The organism is Pseudomonas sp. S2_B10 (genome assembly GCF_054668425.1).
Genome location: NZ_CP162768.1, coordinates 3618712 through 3643192, shown reverse-complemented (window position 1 = coordinate 3643192; position 24481 = coordinate 3618712). Strand labels below are relative to the sequence as shown.

Here is a 24481-nt window from a genome sequence, read left to right as displayed (position 1 = left end):
ATGAGCGCGTGAGTGTGGGCCGTCGGGTTTCACCTGCTGTGGTACATGTTTATCGTTTCTGTATCCGCATCTGCGCGACAGCCCGCGCCCCAATCTGGCGCAGCTGGACGCACCACCGCCCGACTACCGTCCCCTCCTGGTGCACGCATTCAGCACGCAAGCGCTCTGGCACGACATTTTCTTGCCTGAACGCGACCGGGCACAGCCTTTGCAAAACACACCTTCAGTCGTCCGCATCTGCCAACCAGAAAAAATCGAATGTTCATGGAGATCGCACAATGAAGCGTCGCAGTTTGATCAAGGCTTTCACACTCACGGCATCCATTGCCGCGATGGGCATGACCTGGACTGTCCAGGCCGCCGAGACCATCAAGGTCGGGATTCTGCATTCGTTGTCCGGGACCATGGCGATCTCCGAAACGTCGCTCAAGGACATGGCGCTGATGACCATCGATGAGATCAACGCCAAGGGCGGTGTGAACGGCAAGATGCTCGAGCCGGTGGTGGTCGACCCCGCTTCCAACTGGCCGCTGTTCGCCGAAAAAGGCCGGCAGCTGCTGACCCAGGACAAGGTCGCGGTGGTGTTCGGCTGCTGGACCTCGGTATCGCGCAAATCGGTATTGCCGGTGTTCGAAGAACTCAACGGTCTGCTGTTCTACCCGGTGCAGTACGAAGGCGAAGAGATGTCGCCGAACGTCTTCTACACCGGCGCCGCGCCGAATCAGCAAGCGATCCCCGCCGTTGAATACCTGATGAGTGAAGAAGGCGGCAGCGCCAAGCGCTACTTCCTGCTCGGCACCGACTACGTCTACCCGCGCACCACCAACAAGATCCTGCGCGCGTTCCTGCATTCCAAAGGCGTGGCCGACAAGGACATCGAAGAGGTCTACACGCCGTTCGGTCACAGCGATTACCAGACCATCGTTGCCAACATCAAAAAATTCTCCGCCGGCGGCAAGACTGCCGTCATTTCCACCGTCAACGGCGACTCCAACGTGCCGTTCTATAAAGAGCTGGCCAACCAGGGCCTGAAAGCCACCGACGTACCGGTGGTGGCTTTCTCGGTCGGCGAAGAAGAACTGCGCGGCATCGACACCAAACCGCTGGTGGGCAACCTCGCGGCGTGGAACTACTTCGAGTCGGTGGAGAATCCTGCGAACAAGAAATTCGTCGCGGACTGGAAAGCCTATGCGAAGAAACACAACCTGCCGGGTGCCGATAAAGCCGTGACCAACGACCCGATGGAAGCCACCTACGTCGGCATCCACATGTGGGCGCAGGCGGTCGAGAAAGCCAAATCCACTGACGTCGACAAGGTTCGTGAAGCACTGGCCGGGCAGACCTTTGCTGCGCCGTCCGGTTACACGTTGACCATGGACAAGACCAATCACCACCTGCACAAGCCCGTGATGATCGGCGAAATCCAGAGCGACGGGCAGTTCAACGTCGTGTGGCAGACCGAAGGCCCGATCCGCGCGCAACCATGGAGCCCGTTCATTCAGGGCAACGACAAGAAGCCGGATTATGCGGTGAAGAGCAACTGAGGCGAATTCAGTTTTTGAGGCGAGCATGAGACTTCCCCCTCACCCCAGCCCTCTCCCTCAGGGAGAGGGGGAAAGGGAGCCGATCTTCATGCTCTTCAGACCCTGAGTTCGACTCGAGTTCGCAGGTCGCAGCACATCGTCCAGACACCTCGGTCAGTCCCCTCTCCCCTCCGGGAGAGGGTCAGGGTGAGGGGGCGGTTGAACAGGACACCACTAATGCCCACTGCCATACACCGCGTACTTCTCGCCATCGCACTGTTGCTGCCACTCCTGGCCCACGCCGGCGACGCCGAAGACTTCGTCGCGGCCAACCCGATGCAACAGGCCAAACTGCTGGAAGCCTGGGCCGCGCAGCCCGATCCGGCGCGTATCGAATTGCTCAACGCCCTGCAACAAGGCGAACTGACGATCGACGGCCAAGCGAAAACCCTGCGCCTGAACAATCGCCTGCGGGGTCTGATCGACACCGCAATGGCCAGCCATCAATTGCTCGCCGCTGACAGCAAGATCCGTCTGAGCGCCGCGCAGCAATTGCAGAAAAGCGCGAAACCCGCGCAGCTGAAATTTCTCGACCGGCAACTCGCTGGGGAAAAAGATCAAAGCGTGCATGCCGCCTTGAGCCTGGCGCTGGCCAATCTGCAACTGGTCGACAGCGACCCGGCGGTGCGCCTCGCGGCGGTACGTCTGCTCGGTGAAACCGGCGACCCGCTGGCACGCACACGCCTCGAAGGCCTGCTCGAACCGGGCGTGGAAAGCGATGCCGGCGTGCGTACCGCCGCTGAAACCAGCCTCGCTCAGGTCAAGCGCAAGCTGCTGATCGGCGAAGTGCTCGGCCAGGCCTTCAGCGGCATGTCGCTGGGCTCGATTCTGCTGCTCGCGGCCCTCGGCCTGGCGATCACCTTCGGCCTGCTCGGGGTGATCAACATGGCCCACGGCGAGATGCTGATGCTCGGTGCCTACTCGACCTACGTCGTGCAGTTGATGTTCCAGCGTTACGCGCCGCAAGCCATCGAGTTCTATCCGCTGATCGCGCTGCCGGTGGCGTTTTTCGTCACCGCCGCCATCGGCATGGCGCTGGAGCGCACGGTCATCCGCCACCTTTACGGTCGGCCACTGGAAACCCTGCTGGCAACCTGGGGCATCAGCCTGATGCTGATTCAGCTTGTGCGTTTGTTGTTCGGCGCGCAGAACGTTGAAGTCGCCAACCCGGCGTGGCTGTCCGGCGGCATCCAAGTGCTGCCCAATCTGGTGCTGCCGTACAACCGCATCGTCATCATCGCTTTCGCATTGTTCGTGGTGGTGCTGACCTGGCTGTTGCTGAACAAAACCCGCCTCGGCCTCAACGTGCGCGCCGTCACCCAGAACCGCAACATGGCCGCCTGCTGCGGCGTGCCGACCGGGCGCGTCGACATGCTCGCCTTCGGCCTCGGCTCGGGCATCGCCGGGTTGGGCGGCGTGGCGCTGAGCCAGATCGGCAACGTCGGTCCCGACCTTGGCCAGAGCTACATCATCGACTCGTTCCTGGTGGTGGTGCTCGGCGGCGTCGGCCAATTGGCCGGTAGCGTGCTCGCCGCATTTGGCTTAGGGATCGCCAACAAGATTCTCGAACCGCAGATCGGTGCGGTGCTCGGCAAGATCCTGATCCTCGCGCTGATCATTCTGTTCATTCAGAAACGTCCGCAAGGCCTCTTCGCACTGAAAGGACGGGTGATCGACTGATGAACCAGCCTCTGTTAGTCACGGCCACACAAAAGGCCGGGCCGAAAGTCACGCTCGCGGTCGGCGGGGTGATCCTCGCGCTGCTGATCGTTCTGCCGCTGCTCTCGTTGTTGTCGCCAGACAATGCCCTGCACGTCTCGGCCTACACGCTGACGCTGGTCGGCAAAATCCTCTGCTACGCCATCGTTGCTCTGGCGCTGGATCTGGTCTGGGGCTATGCCGGCCTGCTGTCGCTGGGCCACGGTCTGTTCTTCGCCCTCGGCGGTTATGCGATGGGCATGTACCTGATGCGTCAGGCGGCCGGCGATGGCTTGCCAGCGTTCATGACTTTCCTGTCGTGGAGCGAATTGCCGTGGTACTGGACCGGCACCAGCAGCTTCCTCTGGGCCATGTGTCTGGTGGTGCTGGCGCCGGGGTTGCTGGCGCTGGTGTTCGGCTTCTTCGCCTTCCGTTCGCGGATCAAAGGCGTGTATTTCTCGATCATGACCCAGGCCCTGACCTTCGCCGGCATGCTCCTGTTTTTCCGCAACGAGACCGGTTTCGGAGGCAATAACGGCTTCACCAATTTCCGCACGATCCTCGGCTTCGGCATCACCGAACCGGGCACCCGCGCGGTGCTGTTTCTGGCCACGGTGTTGCTGCTGGTGGCGAGCCTGTTCATCGGCTGGCGCCTGGCGCAAAGCAAGTTCGGTCGGGTGCTGACGGCGTTGCGTGATGCGGAAAACCGTTTGATGTTCTGCGGCTACGACCCGCGCGGTTTCAAGCTGTTCGTCTGGGTGCTGAGTGCGGTGTTGTGCGGTCTCGCCGGAGCGCTGTACGTGCCACAAGTGGGCATCATCAACCCCAGCGAAATGTCTCCGACCAACTCAATCGAAGCGGCGGTGTGGGTCGCCCTTGGCGGGCGCGGCACGCTGATCGGGCCGCTGCTCGGCGCCGGCGTGGTCAACGGCATGAAGAGCTGGTTCACCGTGGCCTTCCCGGAATACTGGCTGTTCTTCCTCGGCGCGCTGTTCATCGTCGTGACGTTGTACCTGCCCAAGGGCGTGATCGGTCTGCTGAAGAAACGAGGTGAACAATGAGAGTCACAGCGAGTGCTGAATTCATGCTGGAGCCGGCGTTTTTCCCCGTGGAACCGAACAAGGACGAAGGCACCAGCCGCGACTCGATCGGCCTCGGCCAGCGCGTCGGCCCGGGCCTCGACACCCGCCACGGCACGATCCTCACCCTGGAAGACATCAGCGTCAGCTTCGACGGCTTCCGTGCGCTGAACAATCTCAACCTGTACATCGGCGTCGGCGAACTGCGCTGCATCATCGGCCCCAACGGCGCGGGCAAGACCACGCTGATGGACGTGATCACCGGCAAGACCCGGCCCAGCCACGGCAAGGCCTGGTTCGGTGAAACCCTCGACCTGACGCAGATGAGCGAAGTGCAGATTGCCCAGTCCGGCATCGGCCGCAAGTTTCAGAAGCCAACGGTGTTCGAAGCCTTGAGCGTGTTCGAAAACCTGGAGCTGGCGCAGAAGACCGACAAGTCGGTGTGGGCCAGTTTGCGTGCACGCCTGAGCGGCGAACAGAAGGACCGCATCAGCGAAGTGCTTGAGACGATTCGCCTGACCACCTCGGTCAATCGCCAGGCCGGCCTACTGTCCCACGGCCAGAAGCAGTTCCTCGAGATCGGCATGCTGCTGATGCAGGACCCGCAGTTGCTCCTGCTCGACGAACCGGTGGCGGGCATGACCGACGCCGAAACCGAGTTCACCGCCGAGCTGTTCAAATCGCTGGCGGGCAAGCATTCGTTGATGGTGGTCGAGCACGACATGGGTTTCGTCGGCTCGATTGCCGACCACGTCACGGTGCTGCATCAGGGCAGCGTGCTGGCCGGGGGCTCGCTTGAGCAAGTGCAGGAAAACGAGCGCGTGATCGAGGTCTACCTCGGCCGCTGAAGACCTAGATCGTTCCCACGCTCTGCGTGGGAATGCCGCCATGGACGCTCTGCGTCCGCCGTTATGTGACGCGGAGCGTCACGGGATGCGTTCCCACGCAGAGCGTGGGAACGATCACCGGGGGAGAATTCGAACATGCTGCAAGTCGACAAGCTGCATCAGTACTACGGCGGTAGCCACATCCTGCGCGGCCTCAGCTTCGAGGTGAAAGTCGGCGAAGTCACGTGCCTGCTCGGGCGTAACGGCGTGGGCAAGACCACTCTGCTCAAATGTCTGATGGGCCTGCTGCCGGCCAAGGAAGGCGCGGTGAACTGGGAAGGCAAACCGATCACCACGTTTAAACCGCATCAGCGTGTGCATGCCGGTATCGCCTACGTGCCGCAGGGCCGTGAGATCTTCGGGCGCCTGACGGTAGAAGAAAATCTGCTGATGGGCCTGTCGCGCTTTCCAGGCTCAGAAGCCAAGGAAGTTCCAGGTTTCATCTACGAATTGTTCCCGGTGCTGCTACAAATGAAGCAGCGCCGTGGCGGTGATCTGTCCGGCGGTCAGCAACAGCAACTGGCAATCGGCCGGGCGCTGGCCAGCCGCCCGCGCCTGCTGATTCTTGATGAGCCGACCGAAGGCATTCAACCGTCGGTGATCAAGGAAATCGGCGCGGTGATCAAGCAGCTCGCGGCGCGCGGTGACATGGCGATTCTGCTGGTCGAGCAGTTCTACGACTTTGCTGCAGAATTGGCCGATCAATACCTGGTGATGTCGCGGGGCGAGATCGTTCAACAGGGTCGCGGTGAAAATATGGAGGCCGAAGGTGTACGCGGGCTGGTCACGATCTAACGCGCCGGTCTAATCTGTAGCTTCCTAACGATAATCACAAACCATGAATTCGATTGTTGCACCTGCCCTGTTTACCCCGAGCTGGCACGCCGAGCTGGAACTGGCCTACGCGCGTTTCGGCGATTGCACGCGTCCGGTCATGCGCCGCCATCTCGGCCCGCTGCGCGTGCAAAAGCATCTGTACGCCGAAGGCCCGCAAGTCTGCCAGCACATCATCGTCCATCCGCCGGGCGGAATTGCCGGTGGTGATCGACTGAACATCAAGGCCCGCGTCGAACACAACGCCTGGGCGCAAATCACCAGCCCCGGCGCCGCCAAGTGGTATCGCGCGGGTGGGCCGGCGTATCAACAGCTCGACTTGAAAGTCGCTGCCGGTGCGACACTGGAATGGCTGCCGCAGGAAACTATCGTCTACAGCGCCGCGCAGGCCGAGTTGACCACAACGATCGAGCTTGAAGGCGATGCGCGGCTGTTCTACTGGGACGTGGTGGCGCTCGGTCGGCCGGCCAGCGGCGAGCGTTTTGACCTCGGGCATTTTCAGGCGCATCTGGACATCCGCCGCGACGGTCGGTTGCTCTGGCACGAACGGCAGCGCATTGTCGGCAACGATGGTTTGCTCGACTCGCCAATCGGGCTGGATGGGCAACCGGTGTTCGCGACGATGCTGGTGACCGGTGAGATAGACGCCGGGTTGCTGGAGCGTTGCCGCTCGCTGGGGCATGAGGTGCGCGGGGATCTGACGCAATTGCCGGGACTGCTGGTGGCTCGTTGCCTGGCCAGTGAGGCGTTGCTCGCCCGCGCCTGGCTCATCGATTTGTGGCGATTGCTCAGACCTGCGCTGCTGGGGCGCGAAGCTATCGCGCCAAGAATATGGAGCACCTGAAACCCCGACCCTCACCCCCCGCCCTCTCCCGGAGGGAGAGGGAGCCTGACCGAGTCGTCTGAAATAAATTTATCTGCCTGAACGAATATTGCTGACTGAATTGGCCATTGAAAACAACCAAGATCAGTCCCCTCTCCCTCGGGAGAGGGCTAGGGTGAGGGGCTGCTCCAACTGGCACCCCACACTTCTCGAGAGCCACCCGAATCTGCCCTGATGGAACCCGAACCATGGACCTGACCCCACGCGAAAAAGACAAGCTGCTGATCTTCACCGCCGGCCTCGTCGCCGAGCGGCGGCTGGCCCGTGGCGTAAAACTCAACTACCCGGAAGCCATGGCCTACATCTCCGCCGCGCTGCTGGAGGGTGCCCGCGACGGCCAGACCGTGGCCGAGCTGATGCACTACGGCACCACCCTGCTCAGCCGCGAACAAGTGATGGAAGGCATCCCGGAAATGATCCCGGAAATCCAGGTCGAGGCGACGTTCCCCGACGGCACCAAACTGGTCACCGTTCACCAGCCGATCGTCTGAGGCCGCGCCATGACTTACGCCATTCGCGATGCAAGCCGGGCCGACCTGCCGGCGATCCGCGACATCTACAACGACGCCGTGCTCAACACCACGGCGATCTGGAATGAACAAGCGGTCGACCTCGGCAATCGCCAGGCATGGTTCGACGCGCGTCAGTTGCAGGCGTACCCGATTCTGGTGATCGTCGACAGCCACAACGCGGTGCTGGGTTACGCCTCGTTCGGCGATTGGCGGCCGTTCGACGGTTTCCGCCACACCGTCGAACACTCGGTGTACGTGCGCAGCGATCAACGCGGCAACGGCCTCGGCCCGCAACTGATGACCGCGTTGATCGAACGCGCCCGCGCCTGCGGTAAACACGTCATGGTCGCTGCCATCGAAAGTGGCAACGCCGCGTCGATTCGCCTGCACGAGCGCGCCGGTTTCAGCATCACCGGGCAGATGCCGCAAGTCGGCACCAAGTTCGGCCGCTGGCTCGACCTGACCTTCATGCAGTTGACCCTCAATCCCGGCGCACAGCCGCCGGATACTCACAAGGAGTGATGTCGATGAACGCCGCCCAGTTGCGCCGCGTCAACGCTGAAAGCTTTGCCCACTATCGCCAGGGCCTGATCGATCTGCTGCTCGACGCCGTCGGTTACGGCGCCAGCGTCGGTTTTATGGCCGACCTCGATGAGGTGCAGGCGCGCGCATATTTCGATGAGGTGCAGGACAACATCAACAAGGGCAGCACGCTGCTTTGGGTGGTGGTCAAGGACGAGCAGGTGCTGGCCAGCGTGCAATTGGGCCTGTGCCAGAAGGCCAATGGTCTGAACCGCGCCGAAGTGCAGAAACTGCTGGTGCGCGAACACGCGCGGCGCCGTGGCCTCGGCCAGCAACTGATGCAGGCGCTGGAACTCGAAGCGCCCAAGCACAAGCGCGGCATGCTCTATCTCGACACCGAGGCCGGCTCGCCGGCGGAAGATTTCTACAAGGCGCTGGGCTACGTGCGCGCCGGCGAAATCCCTGATTACGCCTGCGACCCCAACGGCACCTATCGCCCGACCGCGCTCTATTACAAAGTCCTGCAAGGAGCCCAGCGATGATTCCTGGCCAATACCAGATCCAGCCCGGCGACATCGAACTCAACGTCGGCCGTCGCACCCTCAGCCTGAAAGTCGCCAACAGCGGCGACCGGCCGATTCAGGTCGGCTCGCATTTCCACTTTTTTGAAACCAACGACGCGCTGACCTTCGATCGCGCCGCCAGTCGCGGCATGCGCCTGAATATTCCGGCGGGCACGGCGGTGCGCTTCGAGCCGGGGCAAAGCCGTGAAGTCGAACTGGTGGATTACGCCGGGCATCGCCGGGTGTTCGGCTTTGCCGGCCGCATCATGGGTGATCTCTAAACAACACGGTGCCCGCTCTGGCCCCTTCGCGAGCAGGCTCGCTCCCACATGAGAACGCGATCAAATGTGGGAGCGAGCCTGCTCGCGAAAGCGAGTAATGCGAGCGATTTCAGACCCAATTGAATCTCAAGGCATGCCCATGAAAATCTCCAGACAAGCCTACGCCGACATGTTCGGCCCCACCGTCGGCGACAAGGTGCGCCTGGCCGACACCGAGCTGTGGATCGAAGTCGAAAAGGACTTCACCACCTACGGCGAAGAAGTGAAATTCGGTGGCGGCAAAGTCATCCGCGACGGCCAGGGCCAGAGCCAATTGCTCGCCGCCGAAGTGGTCGACACGCTGATCACCAACGCACTGATCATCGACCACTGGGGCATCGTCAAGGCCGACGTCGGCCTCAAGGACGGGCGCATCGCCGCGATCGGCAAGGCCGGCAACCCCGACGTGCAGCCCAACGTGACCATCGCCATTGGCGCCGGCACCGAAGTGATTGCCGGCGAAGGCATGATCCTCACCGCTGGCGGCATCGACACGCATATCCACTTCATCTGCCCGCAGCAGATCGAAGAAGCGCTGATGAGCGGCGTCACCACCATGATCGGCGGCGGCACCGGGCCTGCCACCGGCACCAACGCCACCACCTGCACCTCCGGCCCGTGGCATCTGGCGCGCATGCTCCAGGCCGCCGATGCTTTCCCGATGAACATCGGTCTGACCGGCAAGGGCAACGCCAGCCTGCCGGAGCCGTTGATCGAACAGGTCAAGGCCGGCGCCATCGGCCTCAAGCTGCACGAGGACTGGGGCACCACTCCGGCGAGCATCGACAACTGCCTCAACGTCGCCGACCAGTACGATGTGCAGGTGGCGATCCACACCGATACCCTCAACGAATCCGGCTTCGTCGAAACCACCCTTGGCGCGTTCAAGGGCCGCACCATCCACACCTATCACACCGAAGGTGCCGGTGGCGGCCACGCGCCAGACATCATCAAGGCCTGCGGCTTTGCCAACGTGCTGCCAAGCTCGACCAACCCGACCCGGCCGTTCACCCGCAACACCATCGACGAACACCTCGACATGCTGATGGTCTGCCATCACCTCGACCCGAGCATTGCCGAAGACGTCGCCTTCGCCGAAAGCCGGATCCGCCGCGAAACCATTGCCGCCGAAGACATCCTCCACGACCTCGGCGCGTTCTCGATGATCAGCTCCGACAGTCAGGCCATGGGCCGCGTCGGCGAAGTCATCACGCGCACCTGGCAGACCGCCGACAAGATGAAAAAACAGCGCGGCCCGCTGCCACAGGACGGCGCAGGCAACGACAACTTCCGCGCCAAGCGTTACATCGCCAAGTACACGATCAACCCGGCAATCACTCATGGCATCAGCCATGAAGTCGGCTCGATCGAAGTCGGCAAGTGGGCCGATCTGGTGCTCTGGCGCCCGGCGTTCTTTGGTGTGAAGCCGACGCTGATCCTCAAGGGCGGTGCGATTGCCGCCAGCCTGATGGGCGACGCCAACGCTTCGATTCCAACACCGCAACCGGTGCATTACCGCCCGATGTTTGCCAGCTACGGCGGCTCGCTGCACGCCACCAGCCTGACCTTTATCAGCCAGGCGGCGCAGGAGGCCGGATTGCCGGAAGCCTTGGGATTGAAGAAGCAGATCGCTGTGGTGAAGGGCTGCCGAGACGTGCAGAAAACCGACCTGATCCACAACGACTATCTGCCGAACATCGATGTCGATCCACAGACCTATCAGGTCAAGGCCGATGGCGTGTTGCTGTGGTGCGAACCGGCGGAAACGCTGCCGATGGCGCAGCGCTACTTTCTGTTCTGATGAAGGCGTGCGCTGAATACGGACGCGCCGGTCCGTATTCAGTCGCGATCGCTCAGGCAATCACGGGAACAGTTTCGCGATGTCCGCATCGCTGTAGTTGTAATCGATGCGTAACTCGGTTCCCGCCGGAATGTCTTCGGTAGCGAAGATGGCGTTGAGAATGAAGTCGCGGGTGACCAGTTCCTTGCCTATCCACTGTTGCGCTTCGACATCGAACGGTACGAACTCGACGTTGTAACCCTCCGTAGCCTGACGAACCGGCTTGCCCGTTGCGTCATACCAAAAGCGCGTGTTGATCCGGGAAATAATCGTGTCACCGACCAGCGCGAATTCGTAGGGGATCAAATATCCAGGCCCTGGTTGATAACGGACGCCGACCTTCATGGTGTATGACTGCTGGGGCAGCGGCACAAGACGTCCCGGCATGATCGCGCCAGCATAGACACCGACCACCTCGCCTCGGGTGATGCGCCGGTTGGCGACCACCATTGACTGGCCGACCAGGGCCTGCTCTCCGGGCACCGTCATGTCGGCCTCGGTGAACAATCGCCATTGCAGCTTTTCTTCATACAACCGCGCGACATGCTCGTAGGCGCCAAACTTGATGTAGGGCTTGATCTGCTCGGAGGTATAACGGCTGCCGTCTTCGAAACGCGCCAGGGTCTGGAGCTTCTTTATCCTGACAGGCCGGCCGGCCATGTCCCGGAAAGGGTATTTGCCGTTATTGGCACGGTCGTAGACCCCGGGCCGATTGGTGAGGAACGAAAACCGTGTTTCGCTGCGCATTGCACGCAATTCCTCAGCGGTGAAGGGTTTGACGGGCATCGACTCGGACGCCAGATAAAAATGTTCCTGCGTTACACCGCCATCGTCGGGCAGCTCCTCAACGGCAGACTCATAGTCTTCATCGCTCTGGCGCGCCACCCTGCGGCTTTTACCCGGGACAGCGGCAGCGTCCGGCGACGCGCCGGATTCTTCAAGCGCGTACCAGTGCTTGTTCAACGGATCGTAGGCAAGCACAGGGCCGGACGGCTGCAGCTCGCTGGACAATCTGGCCCGATGCAGACCGGTCTCGGCATCGACGCCGATCAGCACCGTACCACCGCCCTGCAGGTGCGCGTATTGGCGTCCTTTGAATACGCGAAACCCGTCAACGTCCGCTTGCGGTAGAGGGGCTGTCGAGGCAATCAGGTAACGCTCCAGAGCCGAGGTTTTAAGCTTCGGGACGGGACCAGATGTAGACGGCGTCGGGTCGACGTGCACGCTGTGCGGGGCAACTGCAGTTTCCATTTGCTGCGTGTTGCTGCCGGGCTCACTGGCATCGGGCGGGGTCTTGCGAATGAACGGACCGGGGGTCAGGTGCGACGACTCGATCCCGTGCGCGGCGGGATCCCGGGATGTGCGCCCAGGGGTGGTGATATCGACTGCGCCCGGCTTGGGCGGCTTGGGTCTGACTGGCATTGACAGGCTTCCTTGCAAAGATTGCGCAGCGCTGGCCAGTCTGGCTGGCGCTACGACCGTCGGCATCCATTGCCAACATGTGCCCGGAAAACTATCAGACCATCCTGCCGGTTCATACCGGACGAAACACCCGCAAACATTAATCAGGCGGGAGCGGGCCGGCACGCGATGAGGCCAGCTAGGACCTCACGGCCTCAAACAATTCATTCGACCACCAACCGCCCCAAACGCTGGCGCAACATGCGGTTCTCGGCACGCAACTGCTTCACCTCGTCCAGCAGATCCAGCGCCAGCGCCACGCCTTCCCACTCCAGTTCCAGATCACGGCGCAGCTTCGCCGCACGCTTGGCCAAGGCCAATTCGTAATCGGTGAAGCGCCATTCCCGGGGCTGTGCGCCCTGAGGTTCGAGGATGCCGTGCTCGACGATTTCGATCACGTAGACGTCCGACAAATCGGCCGCCTCACAGAATTCTGCCAGGTCCAGTTGAACGATCAGGGGGCTGCTCATGATGGGCTACTCCGTCGTCGGGTTCAGAAGTTCTCTCGCGGATTGAAGGCGGCTTTCTTCGCCAGTTCCTGCCACAGCGCCTTGACCTCATCGTCGGAGGCTTTGGGCATCACGGCCTTGAGCTGCACGAACAGATAACCGCGTTCGCCGGCCTTGTTCAGCAGGCCATGGCCCTTGGCGCGCATGCGCTGGCCGTTCTGGCTGCCGGCCGGGACCTTGAGGTTGATCTTGCCGGTCAGGGTCGGCACGGCCACTTCAGTGCCCAATGCCAATTCCCACGGAGCCAGGGGCAAGGTGATGATCAGGTTTTCGCCTTCGACATCGAATTTCGGGTGCGGCGCAAAACGAATGGTCAGGTACAGGTCGCCATTCGCCCCGCCACCGATGCCCGGTGCGCCCTGGCCCTTCAGGCGAATTCGCTCGCCATCGGTCACGCCGGCCGGAATCTTCACGTTCAGGCTCTTGCTGGTGTTGCTGACATGCTGGCCGTGCGCGTTGTATTGCGGCACCTGAAAGGTGACTTTCTTCGATTCGTTCGACAGGGTTTCTTCGAGGAAGACCGGCAGTTCCATTTCCACGTCTTGCCCTCGGCGTCCGCGTGATTGGCGGCTCTCGGCGCCACCGAAACCGGGGCCGCGATTGCCGAAGATCGAACTGAAGAAGTCCGAGAAGTCGCCCGTGTCGCCACCGCCGCCACCGAAGCCGCCACGGCTCTGCCAGCCCGGTGGGCCCTGAAACGGCTGACCGTGCTGGCCATAACGGCGCAGTTCGTCGTATTCGGCGCGCTTGTCGGCGCTTTTCAGCGCTTCATAGGCTTCCGAGGCATCCTTGAACTTGGCCTCGGCGTCTTTTTCCTTGCTGACGTCGGGGTGGTATTTGCGCGCCAGCTTGCGATAGGCCGCCTTGATGGCCTTGTCGTCGGCTGTCGGCTCCACGCCGAGTATCTTGTAATAGTCTTTGAAGTCCATGGAAGGATCACCATCCGTTATCGATTTCGCGCCGAGACCAGCATGCGCCGATTGGCACGTGCCGGGTTGACCGATCTCAAGTTTGTGACCGGGTGGCGCCGCAGAAGTTTATCGGCAGTGGACGACGGTTCTTGCGACCGCCGGTGTGTCTGCCGGCCCATGCCAGCAAGTTTGGGGCGATGCGGTGGTTTTCAACTGTCAGGTGGCGAAATAGCGGATGACCGGCCTTCGAATCTGCCGCGCACTGACATACACTGCGCGGCCGTTTTTTTGACCGGAAACCGAAAGACATGAAAGACGCCTCTCCAGCCCGTGCCTGCGGCATCGACTTCGGCACGTCCAACTCCACCGTCGGCTGGCTGCGCCCCGGCATGGACACCATGATCGCGCTGGAAGACGACAAGATCACCCTGCCGTCGGTGGTCTTCTTCAACATCGAGGAACGTCGCCCGGTCTACGGTCGCCTGGCCCTGCACGAGTATCTGGAAGGCTACGAAGGCCGGCTGATGCGCTCGTTGAAAAGCCTGCTCGGCTCCAAGCTGATCAAGCACGACACCAGCGTCCTCGGCACGGCGATGCCGTTCAAGGATCTGCTCGGGCTGTTCATCGGCCAGCTCAAGAGCCGCGCCGAAACCGCCGCCGGTCGGGAATTCGAGCAAGTGGTGCTGGGTCGCCCGGTGTTCTTCGTCGACGACGATCCGCTGGCTGACCAGGAGGCCGAAGACACCCTGGTCGAAGTGGCGCGCAAAATCGGCTTCAAGGACGTGTCGTTCCAGTACGAGCCGATCGCGGCAGCGTTCGACTACGAGTCGACCATCGAGAAAGAAGAGCTGGTACTGATCGTCGACATCGGCGGTGGTACCTCCGACTTCTCGCTGGTGCGCCTGTCGCCCGAGCGTCGCGGTGTCGACAACCGTCACGATGACATCCTCGCCACCGGCGGTGTGCACATCGGTGGTACCGACTTCGACAAACAGCTCAGCCTGCAAGGCCTGATGCCGCTTTTCGGCTACGGCAGCCGCATGAAGAGCGGCGCGTACATGCCAACCAGCCACCACATGAACCTGGCGACCTGGCACACGATCAACTCGGTGTACTCGCAGAAATCCACGCTGGCACTGGGCAGCATGCGTTACGACATCGAAGACACCGGCGGCATCGATCGCCTGTTCAAGCTGATCGAACAGCGCGCCGGGCACTGGCTGGCGATGGAAGTGGAAGAAACCAAGATCCAGCTGACCCACGCCGACAGCCGCCACGTGCCGCTGGACCGCATCGAAGCCGGGCTGAGCGTAGAGCTGAGCCGCGCGCTGTTCGAATCGGCGATCGAAGCCTTGCTCGAGCGCGTGCGCGGCAGCGTTACGCAGCTGTTGAATGACGCCGGCGTAGCAGTCGATCAGGTTGATACGGTGTTCTTCACTGGGGGCTCCAGCGGCATCCCGGCCCTGCGCAACAGCGTGTCGGCAATGCTGCCGAACGCTCGGCATGTCGAAGGCAACATCTTTGGCAGCATTGGTAGCGGTTTGGCGATTGAAGCGATGAAGCGTTACGGTTCGATGGCCTGATCACAATCTCTGTGGCGAAGAGCCTTTGTGGCGAGGGGATTTATCCCCGTTGGGTCGCGAAGCGGCCCCCGATTTATGAAAGCAGGGGCCTGCTGCGCAGGCCAACGGGGATAAATCCCCTCGCCACAGATGCATTCAATTCAGTTGCTTGGCCTTAGACCATCCCGCCCAGCTTCAGCTCACTCTTCAGATACGCGTAATAAATCGGCCCTGCCACCACCCCCGGCAAACCGAACGCGGCTTCGAACACCAGCATCGCCAGGAGCAACTCCCACGACTTGGCACTGATCTGCCCACCAACGATGCGCGCGTTGAGGAAGTATTCGAGCTTGTGAATAACGATCAGATAGCCCAGCGCGGCGATCGCCACCCAGATCGACAGCGACAGACCGACGATGGTGATCAGCGTGTTCGACATCAGGTTGCCGATCACCGGCAGCAGGCCGAGCAGGAAGGTCAGCACGATCAGGGTTTTGGTCAGCGGCAGCTTGATGCCGAACATCGGCAGGATCACCGCGAGGAAGATCCCGGTGAACACGGTGTTGAGCAGGGAAATCTTGATCTGCGCGAAGACGATATTGCGAAACGCCTGCACCAGCAGATGCAAACGGTCGAACAAAGCGGCGGCCAGCGGCTTGCGCTTGGTCACGTCGGGGATGCGCTGCAGGGCGATGATCGCGCCGAGCACCATGCCGATCAGCAGGGTGACGAACATGTGCGCGGCGTCCTTGCCGACCAGTTGCAGGTCGGCCAGATGCTTGCTCGCCCACTCGCCGATCGCCACGCGAAATTCCGCTGCACTCGCCGGCAGGTAGGCATCGATGAACGGCGGCAACTGCCCGCGCGCGCGATCGACTACGCCCATGAATTTGTCGAGTGAAGCGCCGGGGTTTTCCGCTTCATGCAGGAGGAAACTGATAGCCCCGGCGAAAATCAGCGCCAGCGCACTTACTACCAGCGTGCCGAGCAGCGCCACCGCCAACCAGCGGGCACGCCGCCCTTCGATCAGCCGTTGCAGTTGCGGGGTGAGCATGTTGACCAGCTCGAACACCAGCAACCCGGCCAGCAGGCTGGGCAACAGGCGCAGCGGCAGCACCAGCAGCAGACCGCCAAAAATGATGATGCAACTGACCCAGAACACAACATGACGCTGAGAAAACGTTGGCATACAGCCTCAAAACGAACGGCGTGAAAGGATGGGCAGTCTGCCAGCGATCCTGGGTTAGCACTAGGGATATGCGGGGTTTCGGATTTTCGTGCAAGGCTTGCGAATTTCCCCCTCACCCTAGCCCTCTCCCCAGAGGGAGAGGGGACCGATTGGGGGTTGCTCGAAAAATTTTCCGACCTGAACGTGCAGTGCCGAATCCGCAATCGACCCGGTATTTCAGACCCCAGTTCCTGTCGGCATCAATGCGGTCGGTCCCCTCTCCCCTCCGGGAGAGGGTTAGGGTGAGGGGAAAATCTCAAGCCGACCGAGTCAATCGGACACCCATGGCGCCCCCTTATTTTTTCTTCAGACACTCACTCATGAACGCCTTGCGCGCATCGCCGGTCAGTGCCTTGGTTTTCGCATCGGCATTGCAGGTGGTCATCTTCTGCTGCTGCGGGGTCAGCTCCTTGCCATCGTTGGCCGCTGATGCCGCTTTCAGGCAGGTGCTCATGAACGCCTTGCGCTCATCGCCCTTCAAACTCTTGGCGGTCGCATCGGCATTGCAGGTGGTCATCTTGTTCTGTTGCGCCGTGGCGGCGAAACCCTGGGAACACACAAGCAGCCCGATCATCAACAACGGCACACGCAACATCTTCATGGAGTTTTCTCCTTGTTGCCGCACCGATGGATGCGGCCTCTGTCGCAGTGTAGTCAAAGCTTGTTACACCTTCCTGCCCTCGAGGTGGCTGCGCCGATACTGCTCCGGCGTACAACCCGCCTGACGGGCAAACATGGCGATGAATGCCGAGCCGCTGCTGTAGCCGAGGTCGAAAGCGATTTCCTGCACCGAACGCGAGGTCTCAAGCGCCTCGATCGCCGCCAGATAACGCAAGCGCTGACGCCACTCGCCAAAACTCATGCCCAGCTCACGAACGAACTGCCGCGCCAGCGTGCGCTCGCTGACATGCACTTGCGCGGCCCAATGCGCCAACGGTTGGTTGTCGCCCGGCGCGGCCTGCAAGGCGTCGAGAATCGTCAGCAAGCCCGGGCTGCTCGCATACGGCAGGTAACATTCCTGCACCGGCGCCTGTTGCAGTTGATCGACCAATACCTGGGCCAGACGCTGATCGGCCTCATGCTCCGGAATCTTCACATCGCGGGCAGCGAAGTCCTTGAGAATCGCCTTGAGAATGTCACTGATCGCCAAGGTGCAGGCATGCGCCGGCAACCGTGTGCAAACACTTGGATCAAGACACACCGCGCGATAGTTGACCGGCTGATGGCTGTAGAAACTGTGCTCGACCTCGGGCGGCACCCACACCGCGTATTGCGGCGGCGACATGAAGCGACTGCCGTCGACATCCATGTGCAACACGCCATGGGCGGCATACTCGAGCGTGCCCCACGGATGGCGATGCGGCGCGGCATATTCGTGGGCATTGAAATCGGCGTAGCGGAAATACACCGCTGACGGCAATTCGCTGAAATCGAGCAGATCGATGTGTTTGCTGTTCATGCTGTCCGGATGCAGAGGCAGGTTGTCCGGTTCGCAGTATAGGCCTGCATCCAGACAGGCGATAATCGCGCTTCATCAACGTTCTGGTTTTTGTCCCATGCAATACGCGTTTCCCCTGCTGGCGATTTTCATCTGGGCCGGCAACACCGTGATCAACAAACTGGCGGTCGGCGCGATCTTCCCGGCCGAGATCGGTTTCTATCGCTGGCTGCTCGCCGGCGTGCTGTTCACGCCATTCATGCTGAAGAAAGTCATCGCCCACTGTCCGCAGATTCGGCCGAACCTGGGGCGGATTTTCATCCTCGGCGTGCTCGGCATGGCGGTGTATCAGAGCCTCGCCTATTTCGCCGCAACACTGACCACCGCGACCAACATGGGCATCATCCTGTCGTTGATGCCATTGATGTCGCTGGCCATGGCGATCATCAGCCTCGGCCAGCGCCTGACGGCTGGTGCGCTGGTCGGTGCGGTGCTGTCGTTCGCTGGCGTGCTGGTGGTGGTGTCGTCCGGCAGCCTCGGTGCGCTGCTGCAACACGGGGTCAATCTGGGCGATGCGATGATGCTGGTCGCGACGCTGGCCTACGCGGTTTACAGCACGCTGCTGAAAAAGTGGCAACTGCGCCTGCCGCCACTGGTGCTGCTGTACTTGCAGGTGCTGGTGGCGATTGTGGTGTTGTTTCCGTTGTTCGCTGTTTCGCCGAAGACCGGTTTGAATCTGCAGAACGTGCCGCTGGTGCTCTATGCATGCCTGCTGGCTTCGATGGTCGCGCCGCTGGCGTGGATGCAAGCGGTGCAGCGGCTGGGACCGAGCCGGACGACGTTGTTCTTCAATCTGCTGCCGCTGATTACCGCGTTGATCGCAGCGCTGGTGCTGAAGGAACAGTTGGCGATGTATCACCTGGTGGGCGGATTGCTGACCTTGGGCGGGGTGGTTTTGTCGGAGCGCTGGACCACCGTGTTGGGCCGCCGGGTCAGCGTTGCCTGATAAGACCCCTTCGCGAGCAGGCTCGCTCCCACATTGAAATGCAGACACCTGTGGGAGCGAGCCTGCTCGCGAAGAACGATGACGCGGTCTGTTTGGCTATAACCCTGCAGCCTCCAGCCGCGCCGCATGCTCGACAAACAGCCTTACCGGATCTGCGCCCTTGCCCACCAGTCCCAGTGACTGATTGACGATGTCGAAATGATCCAGCGGATAGTCATCACCGATCACCGTGCCCAGATGCGAGCTGTAACGGCCGACCATGCCATCGCACTGCCCCGGCTCACGGACGAAGGTCCTGGCGAACAAGCGACAACTGCGGTTGGTGCCGTCAAAAAGATTGCCGCCACGATCGGTCTTGCCCGGTTGCAGCGTCCCTGACCAGGAGTAATAGCGCACACCATTGACCTCTTCCGGCCCCTGCCCGCCCCACGTTTGCGGCAGCCCCTGTGGATAACGTTGATTGAATAATGCGACGCCCGCCGTGGTCAGCGATTGGTGGGAAGCGTGGATATCCACCGGCAGTTTCGGCCCGTGATAACCCGTGTCGAGCAGTGCCATGATCCAGCCGATCAGGCGCAGCAACGCTTCGAGCAAGCGCCCCTTGGCGCTGTTGGCGGGATAGTGCTTTTCCAGATAATCCGCCAGTTCGGAGCCATGATTCGGCCCGGCGACCGATGTTACCGAGGCGACCAGGTCCGGACGCTTCGCCGCCGCATACCGTGCAGTCAACGCGCCTTGGCTGTGGCCAAACAGATTGACCTTTTGCGCCCCGCTCTCGCGCAGGATTTCCTCGATCCGCGCCAGCAACTGCTCGCCGCGCACTTCAGTAGAGTTGAGCGGCGAGACCTGCACCGCGACCACCGTCGCACCACCACGGCGCAAGGCCTTGATGATGCCGAACCAATACGGATAAAGCACCAGCCGGACAAAGCCGAGCATGCCCGGCACCAGCACCAGTGGATAACGTGTCGACATGGGTTACATCCTTGTGCGCGGTGAGTGGATGCCAGACCTGCAAGACGCCCGCCAAGCATCCAGCGTGCCGATGACAACTGAACGATTAGCCTACTTCAGCCCGCCACGATCCGCTCCACCGAAACCGGTCTGACTCTCCCGACATCGCAGTCTTCAGCAGTTCCTGCAGCGCGTCCGGCGTAAATCGCATAAAACTTTTCGCTTCGCTCAAGACTCACAACCTGGGTAGCGACCGCGTCTTCAGAACGTGGCGCCTATCGGATTAGCCTCCAGGAGAATGAAATGAGTGACGTGCATTTGTCTGATGTTCAAACCCTGCGCGAACGCGCGCGGCAACACGTGGAAAACGGCGCGGTCACCGAGGGCTACAACGCCAACCGTGAGGAAATACTGCGTTTGCTCAATGAGTCGCTGGCCACCGAGCTGGTGTGCACCTTGCGCTACAAGCGCCACTACTTCATGGCCAACGGCCTGAAAGCCAACGTCGCCGCCGACGAATTTCTCGAGCACGCCAACCAGGAAGCCGAGCACGCCGATCGCCTCGCCGAACGCATCGTGCAACTGGGCGGCGAACCGGAGTTCAACCCTGACCTGCTGAGCAAGATGTCCCACGCGCAATACGTGGCCGGCAACACGCTCAAGGAAATGGTTTACGAAGATCTGGTGGCCGAGCGCATTGCTATCGACAGCTATCGCGAAATCATCCAGTACATCGGTGACAAAGACCCGACCACCCGCCGCATCTTCGAAGACATCCTCGCCCAGGAAGAAGAACACGCCGACGACATGGCGGATATCCTCAACGACCTATAATCCCGTCACACCGCTTTCGCGAGCAGGCTCGCTCCCACACTGGAACGTATTTCGATTGAAGAAACGCGTTCGAATGTGGGAGCGAGCCTGCTCGCGAAGGCGCCCTCAGAGACGCCGCATTACTTGCTGGGTTTAACGGTCACCGGCGCCTTGCCCTGCTTCATCTGCTCGAGCAACGGCGCGCACTGATTCGGCTCGCCCCCGCTCGGCGCCACCAGCGCCAGCAATCCCGCCGCCGGTGCGGCAATCACGCCCAGCGCAACCATCCCCGCCCCGCGCAGCATCAACGGTACGGCTTTGACGCCGGCATCCGGTTTGATGAACTTGCCGCGCACATACAGCGGCGAGCGCAGCGAGATCAGACGCCAGCCCTTGGATTCCGGGGTCACGGTCAGATCGAGTTGTTCGGTGGCCATGTTCGCCGTGCCATCGATGTAGATGATTGCGTTCTCGGTATCGAAGACAAACAGCCGTGTCGTGGCCAGGCCGGTCTTGATGTCGAAGTCCGCCGCCGCGCAATTGATCTTCACTTCCTTGTCGCCAAAGATCTTGCCGACCACGTAGTTACCGACGTTGAGCCCGGCCAGCTCCATCAACTCACGGCTGATTGCACCGTCGTTGATCAGCATCTTCAGATTACCGTTGGCACCACCGAGCAGCTTGGCCACGGAGTTGCCCCGGCCACTGATGTCGGCATCGCCATTGAGCTCACCGAAACTGGTCTTCATCGGCTCGAAGGTCGGGAACAGCTCTTTGAGTTTGAATTTGCGTGCGGTCAAACGCGCGCGGCCTTCCAGCGGCTCGGTGCGGCCATTGAGGCGAATCAGCGCATCCAGCGTGCCGCCGGCGACACCAAAGCGCAGCGGTTCCAGGCTGAGCTCGCCGTCGTTGAGTTTCAGATGGGTATAGAGGTCGTTGAACGGCAGCTTCTCGCTGTGGACGATGCGTTTGCCGGTGAACTCGACATCGGCGTCCATGGCCCGCCAGCGATCGGTTTTGAATTCTTCGACCGGCAGGACTTTGTCCGCCGGTTGCTTGCTCGCGCCGCCACGGGCCTTTTGCTCGGTGTTGGAGTCGGCGCCGATCAGTGGCGCGAGGTCGGCAAACAGCAGTTGATTGGAGAGCAGCGCACCGCTGAGTTTCGGCCGTGGCTGGCTGGCCACGTAGGTCAGGTCGCCGTGGATGTCGCTGTCGCCGATCTTGCCGTTGAATTTTTCATAAGTGAATTTCGCCCCGGCTTCGTCATGCAGCCTGGCGATCAGGTGGCCGTCGGTGGAGTACGGTGGGGTGTCCGGTAGGGTCACGCCGGTCAGCGGGTAGAGATTGCCGAGGCTGTCTCCAGCGAGCTTGAGGCGCAGATCAAGAGCGCCAAGATTCAGCGGGTCAGTCAGGGTGCCGGCCAGTTCGATACGGGTGTCGCCGATCTTCGCCTGGGCCTGCAACGGGAACGGCTTGCTCGCATCCTGCAACGCCAGCAACCCGCCGATCTTGCCCTGCCCGGTGAGGTTCTGCCCGTGGTACTGGCCTTTGACCTTGAGCGCAAAGGCGTAATCCTGCGGTGCGCCGCCCTTGTCCTGAGCAGTTTTCGCCGCTTTGTCGCCGACGATCTCGCTGAATGGAATCGGCTTGCCGAGCGGGTCGATCAACACATCGAGATTGGTTTTCAGGGTCTGATCGTCGAGGGTCACGTGGCCCTTGTCGAAACCGATCGCGCCGATGTCGACCACCCAGCTCGAAGGCTCGGCGTTCGGGTCCTTGGGATCGAATTTGAACGTCCAGTTGGCGCGGCCATCGGCCAGACGTTGCAGCTCGGCATTCGGCTCGGTCAGGTCGATGCGCGGAATCACCACGCGCTGGGCCAGCAGGGCCAGCGGCGAAATGCGCAGTTCAACGCGTTTGAGCGTGACCATCTGCGGCTGCTTCGACCAGTCAGGATTACCCAGGCTCAGATCCTCGGCGACCACGTGCGGCCAAGGCACCCAAGAGCGCCAGCCGCCCTCTTCCGGCTCGCGCTGCCAGATCACCGCGAGGTTGCCATTGATGGCAAACGCCCGGTGCAGTTCTTCCGAGACTTTGGCATTGATGGTCGGTTTGATCCGGTTCCAGTCGAAGAACACGATGATCAGAATCAAGGCTGCCAGCAGCAGCACGAGGATGGCGAAGATCCAGCTGAAGATTTTTCCAGTGCGCGTCATGCACAAAGCTCCTGATCACGACCGCACGCCGATTACCCGACGCACAGCTGAAACGGCAGACCTAAGCGGCCCCTATGCAGTCTGTGACTGGCGAAAGGCCCGCAGGTTTAATCGAAAGGCAGTTTAAGCCATAAAAAGCGCAGCAAAACTGACCGATCGGTCGAGCAGTGTTACCGCGACCCGCACTTTTGCGAGGCACGAGTGAGTTGAAAATACCCACGACGGTGCAAAACCGTCGCCCGCAAAGGCCCGATCTAGAGCCTTCGCGCCGAACAATCAATTCTGTTGATTATTACCATTGCGTTTATGAACTTTTATATCGACATATCGAGAGTAGCATTGCCCTCGTACCCACTTTATCGCCCTCCCAAGGAGCCACTATCATGAAACGCCAATTACTGCTCAGCCTTACCCTGTCGATGCTAGCCAGCACTGCTTTTGCCCTGCCCGCTGCCGATCAGGCCACTCCGCAAGTCAAAGACAGCCACTCGGTGTTCAGCCAGACGCTCGCTGAAGACGGCTACGACAAAACCCCACAAGGCCAGACTCTGGCTGAAGACGGCTATGACAAGACCCCTCAAGGTCAGACTCTGGCTGAAGACGGCTATGACAAAACCCCACAGGGCCAGACCCTGGCTGAAAACGGCCGCAATCGTCTCGAAGAAAAAGGTCTGGTGGAAGACGGCTACGACAAGACTCCCCAAGGTCAAGCCCTCGCCGAAGGTGGTGGTGATCGTGTAATCGAACGCAACAGCGCCGTGAGCTGAGCCTATGACGGCCCAGCGAAAAAGCCCAATCAGCGGATTGGGCTTTTGACTTTTCAGCTTCTGTGAATCCCTCGCTGCATGACTCCCCGTTCGACGCCGACAAAGCCGATTTGCTAGAGTGCGGCGCTTGTCCTGCCGAAGAACACACCCTGCGATGCTGCCCCGCGCCGAACAGAAACAACAGACCCGCAACGCCTTGATGGACGCTGCCCGCCACCTGATGGAAAGCGGCCGAGGATTCGGCAGCCTGAGCCTGCGCGAAGTGAGCAAGACCGCCGGCATCGTGCCCACCGGTTTCTACCGGCACTTCGCCGATATGGACGAGTTGGGGCTGGTGCTGGTCAGCGAAGTCGGCCAGACCTTCCGCGAGACCATCCGCCTGGTGCGGCACAATGAATTCGTCATGGGCGGCATCATCGACGCTTCGGTGCGCATCTTCCTTGATGTGGTCAACGCCAACCGCTCGCAATTCCTGTTTCTCGCCCGCGAACAATACGGCGGCTCGCTGCCGGTACGCCAGGCGATCGGACGCCTGCGGGAGAACATCAGCGCCGACCTCGCGGCGGACCTGGCGCTGATGCCCAAGCTGCAACATCTGGACATCGCCGGTCTGAGCGTGATCGCCGACCTGATCGTCAAATCGGTGTTCGCCACCCTCCCCGACATCATCGACCCGCCCGCCGAGGCCTTGCCGGAGCATCTGACGCCGCAGGCGAAGATCACCCAGCAACTGCGCTTCATCTTTATCGGCCTCAAGCACTGGCAAGGGCTGGGCAGTACCGAGTAATCCCCTTCTCTATCTGACACAGCGCAAAGCCTCTGTGGGAGCGAGCCTGCTCGCGAAAGCGCTGGGTCAGCTGAATACATCTGTCTGACACGGCGCATTCGCAAGCAG

At 61.3% G+C, this 24481-nt stretch carries 24 protein-coding genes; 16 read left to right on the top strand and 8 right to left on the bottom strand.

Going from position 1 to position 24481, the window contains the following annotated elements:
• Window positions 1–278 precede the first annotated feature (278 nt).
• The 11 genes from urtA (at window position 279) to ureC (ending at window position 10682) form a co-directional block, all read left to right on the top strand.
• Window positions 279–1544, top strand: coding sequence for an urea ABC transporter substrate-binding protein (gene urtA / locus AB4O45_RS16265; RefSeq protein ID WP_056787644.1), 1266 nt, complete (start codon window positions 279–281; stop codon window positions 1542–1544).
• Window positions 1545–1760: 216 nt separating this feature from the next.
• Entirely contained in the window at window positions 1761–3263 is a 1503-nt protein-coding gene (urtB, locus tag AB4O45_RS16260; protein WP_150741643.1) for an urea ABC transporter permease subunit UrtB, read from the top strand.
• The gene (gene urtC, locus AB4O45_RS16255; protein ID WP_056787639.1) at window positions 3263–4342 is read left to right on the top strand and encodes an urea ABC transporter permease subunit UrtC; all 1080 of its coding nucleotides are present in this window, start codon (window positions 3263–3265) and stop codon (window positions 4340–4342) included. Before urtB ends, urtC begins: the two co-directional genes overlap by 1 nt.
• Window positions 4339–5208, top strand: coding sequence for an urea ABC transporter ATP-binding protein UrtD (urtD, locus tag AB4O45_RS16250; protein WP_370593504.1), 870 nt, complete (start codon window positions 4339–4341; stop codon window positions 5206–5208). The genes urtC and urtD overlap by 4 nt, the downstream gene beginning before the upstream one ends.
• Before the next feature lie 135 nt (window positions 5209–5343).
• Window positions 5344–6042: an urea ABC transporter ATP-binding subunit UrtE gene (gene urtE, locus AB4O45_RS16245; protein ID WP_150741644.1), complete on the top strand. Its 699-nt coding sequence runs from the start codon at window positions 5344–5346 to the stop codon at window positions 6040–6042.
• A 43-nt stretch (window positions 6043–6085) separates the two neighbouring features.
• Window positions 6086–6925 carry an urease accessory protein UreD gene (locus tag AB4O45_RS16240; protein WP_256808234.1) on the top strand — a complete coding sequence of 280 codons (840 nt, stop codon included), beginning with the start codon at window positions 6086–6088 and terminating at the stop codon, window positions 6923–6925.
• A gap of 227 nt (window positions 6926–7152) precedes the next feature.
• Window positions 7153–7455 (top strand): urease subunit gamma, encoded by a 303-nt coding sequence (gene ureA, locus AB4O45_RS16235; protein ID WP_003221215.1) that lies wholly within the window; start codon window positions 7153–7155, stop codon window positions 7453–7455.
• Window positions 7456–7464: 9 nt separating this feature from the next.
• Window positions 7465–7998 carry a GNAT family N-acetyltransferase gene (locus AB4O45_RS16230; RefSeq protein WP_095180934.1) on the top strand — a complete coding sequence of 178 codons (534 nt, stop codon included), beginning with the start codon at window positions 7465–7467 and terminating at the stop codon, window positions 7996–7998.
• Window positions 7999–8003: 5 nt separating this feature from the next.
• Entirely contained in the window at window positions 8004–8540 is a 537-nt protein-coding gene (locus AB4O45_RS16225) for a GNAT family N-acetyltransferase (protein WP_095180935.1), read from the top strand.
• On the top strand, window positions 8537–8842 hold the full coding sequence (locus AB4O45_RS16220) for an urease subunit beta (protein WP_095180936.1): 306 nt from the start codon (window positions 8537–8539) through the stop codon (window positions 8840–8842). Before AB4O45_RS16225 ends, AB4O45_RS16220 begins: the two co-directional genes overlap by 4 nt.
• Window positions 8843–8981: 139 nt before the next feature.
• Window positions 8982–10682: an urease subunit alpha gene (gene ureC, locus AB4O45_RS16215; RefSeq protein WP_041480696.1), complete on the top strand. Its 1701-nt coding sequence runs from the start codon at window positions 8982–8984 to the stop codon at window positions 10680–10682.
• Between the two features lie 60 nt (window positions 10683–10742).
• Here the strand turns inward: ureC and AB4O45_RS16210 are convergent, their stop codons facing one another.
• From AB4O45_RS16210 to AB4O45_RS16200, 3 genes are all read right to left on the bottom strand, one after another.
• Window positions 10743–12143 (bottom strand): hypothetical protein, encoded by a 1401-nt coding sequence (locus tag AB4O45_RS16210; RefSeq protein WP_460160299.1) that lies wholly within the window; start codon window positions 12141–12143, stop codon window positions 10743–10745.
• 203 nt (window positions 12144–12346) lie between these two features.
• On the bottom strand, window positions 12347–12652 hold the full coding sequence (locus AB4O45_RS16205) for a chaperone modulator CbpM (protein ID WP_016771896.1): 306 nt from the start codon (window positions 12650–12652) through the stop codon (window positions 12347–12349).
• Between the two features lie 23 nt (window positions 12653–12675).
• Window positions 12676–13620 carry a DnaJ C-terminal domain-containing protein gene (locus AB4O45_RS16200; RefSeq protein WP_024011397.1) on the bottom strand — a complete coding sequence of 315 codons (945 nt, stop codon included), beginning with the start codon at window positions 13618–13620 and terminating at the stop codon, window positions 12676–12678.
• Window positions 13621–13910: 290 nt separating this feature from the next.
• Between AB4O45_RS16200 and AB4O45_RS16195 the strand changes: the two genes are divergently transcribed.
• Window positions 13911–15185, top strand: coding sequence for an Hsp70 family protein (locus AB4O45_RS16195; RefSeq protein ID WP_130929365.1), 1275 nt, complete (start codon window positions 13911–13913; stop codon window positions 15183–15185).
• Window positions 15186–15339: 154 nt separating this feature from the next.
• On the opposite strand, the gene AB4O45_RS16190 is transcribed toward AB4O45_RS16195, so the two are convergent.
• From AB4O45_RS16190 to AB4O45_RS16180, 3 genes are all read right to left on the bottom strand, one after another.
• Entirely contained in the window at window positions 15340–16353 is a 1014-nt protein-coding gene (locus tag AB4O45_RS16190) for an AI-2E family transporter (RefSeq protein ID WP_016771899.1), read from the bottom strand.
• Window positions 16354–16687: 334 nt separating this feature from the next.
• Window positions 16688–16993 (bottom strand): PsiF family protein, encoded by a 306-nt coding sequence (locus AB4O45_RS16185; protein WP_460160298.1) that lies wholly within the window; start codon window positions 16991–16993, stop codon window positions 16688–16690.
• Window positions 16994–17056: 63 nt separating this feature from the next.
• The gene (locus tag AB4O45_RS16180; RefSeq protein ID WP_282387441.1) at window positions 17057–17851 is read right to left on the bottom strand and encodes an AraC family transcriptional regulator; all 795 of its coding nucleotides are present in this window, start codon (window positions 17849–17851) and stop codon (window positions 17057–17059) included.
• A gap of 97 nt (window positions 17852–17948) precedes the next feature.
• Here AB4O45_RS16180 and AB4O45_RS16175 point away from each other — a divergent pair, with 97 nt between their 5' ends.
• Window positions 17949–18836 carry a DMT family transporter gene (locus AB4O45_RS16175; RefSeq protein ID WP_460094293.1) on the top strand — a complete coding sequence of 296 codons (888 nt, stop codon included), beginning with the start codon at window positions 17949–17951 and terminating at the stop codon, window positions 18834–18836.
• A 96-nt stretch (window positions 18837–18932) separates the two neighbouring features.
• Here the strand turns inward: AB4O45_RS16175 and AB4O45_RS16170 are convergent, their stop codons facing one another.
• Complete coding sequence (locus AB4O45_RS16170) at window positions 18933–19811, bottom strand: esterase/lipase family protein (RefSeq protein WP_282387437.1); 879 nt, start codon at window positions 19809–19811, stop codon at window positions 18933–18935.
• Window positions 19812–20093: 282 nt separating this feature from the next.
• Here AB4O45_RS16170 and AB4O45_RS16165 point away from each other — a divergent pair, with 282 nt between their 5' ends.
• A complete protein-coding gene (locus AB4O45_RS16165; protein ID WP_016771904.1) occupies window positions 20094–20624 on the top strand; it encodes a ferritin-like domain-containing protein in 531 nt (176 codons plus the stop codon).
• Between the two features lie 119 nt (window positions 20625–20743).
• Here AB4O45_RS16165 and AB4O45_RS16160 read toward each other — a convergent pair whose 3' ends face one another.
• Window positions 20744–22819 (bottom strand): AsmA family protein, encoded by a 2076-nt coding sequence (locus tag AB4O45_RS16160; RefSeq protein WP_315435382.1) that lies wholly within the window; start codon window positions 22817–22819, stop codon window positions 20744–20746.
• Window positions 22820–23202: 383 nt separating this feature from the next.
• On the opposite strand from AB4O45_RS16160, the gene AB4O45_RS16155 reads away from it, so the two are divergent.
• Together AB4O45_RS16155 and AB4O45_RS16150 are read left to right on the top strand one after the other, a co-directional pair.
• Window positions 23203–23586: a hypothetical protein gene (locus AB4O45_RS16155; RefSeq protein ID WP_041480705.1), complete on the top strand. Its 384-nt coding sequence runs from the start codon at window positions 23203–23205 to the stop codon at window positions 23584–23586.
• Window positions 23587–23740: 154 nt separating this feature from the next.
• Window positions 23741–24373: a TetR family transcriptional regulator gene (locus AB4O45_RS16150; RefSeq protein ID WP_056787610.1), complete on the top strand. Its 633-nt coding sequence runs from the start codon at window positions 23741–23743 to the stop codon at window positions 24371–24373.
• Window positions 24374–24481 lie beyond the last annotated feature (108 nt).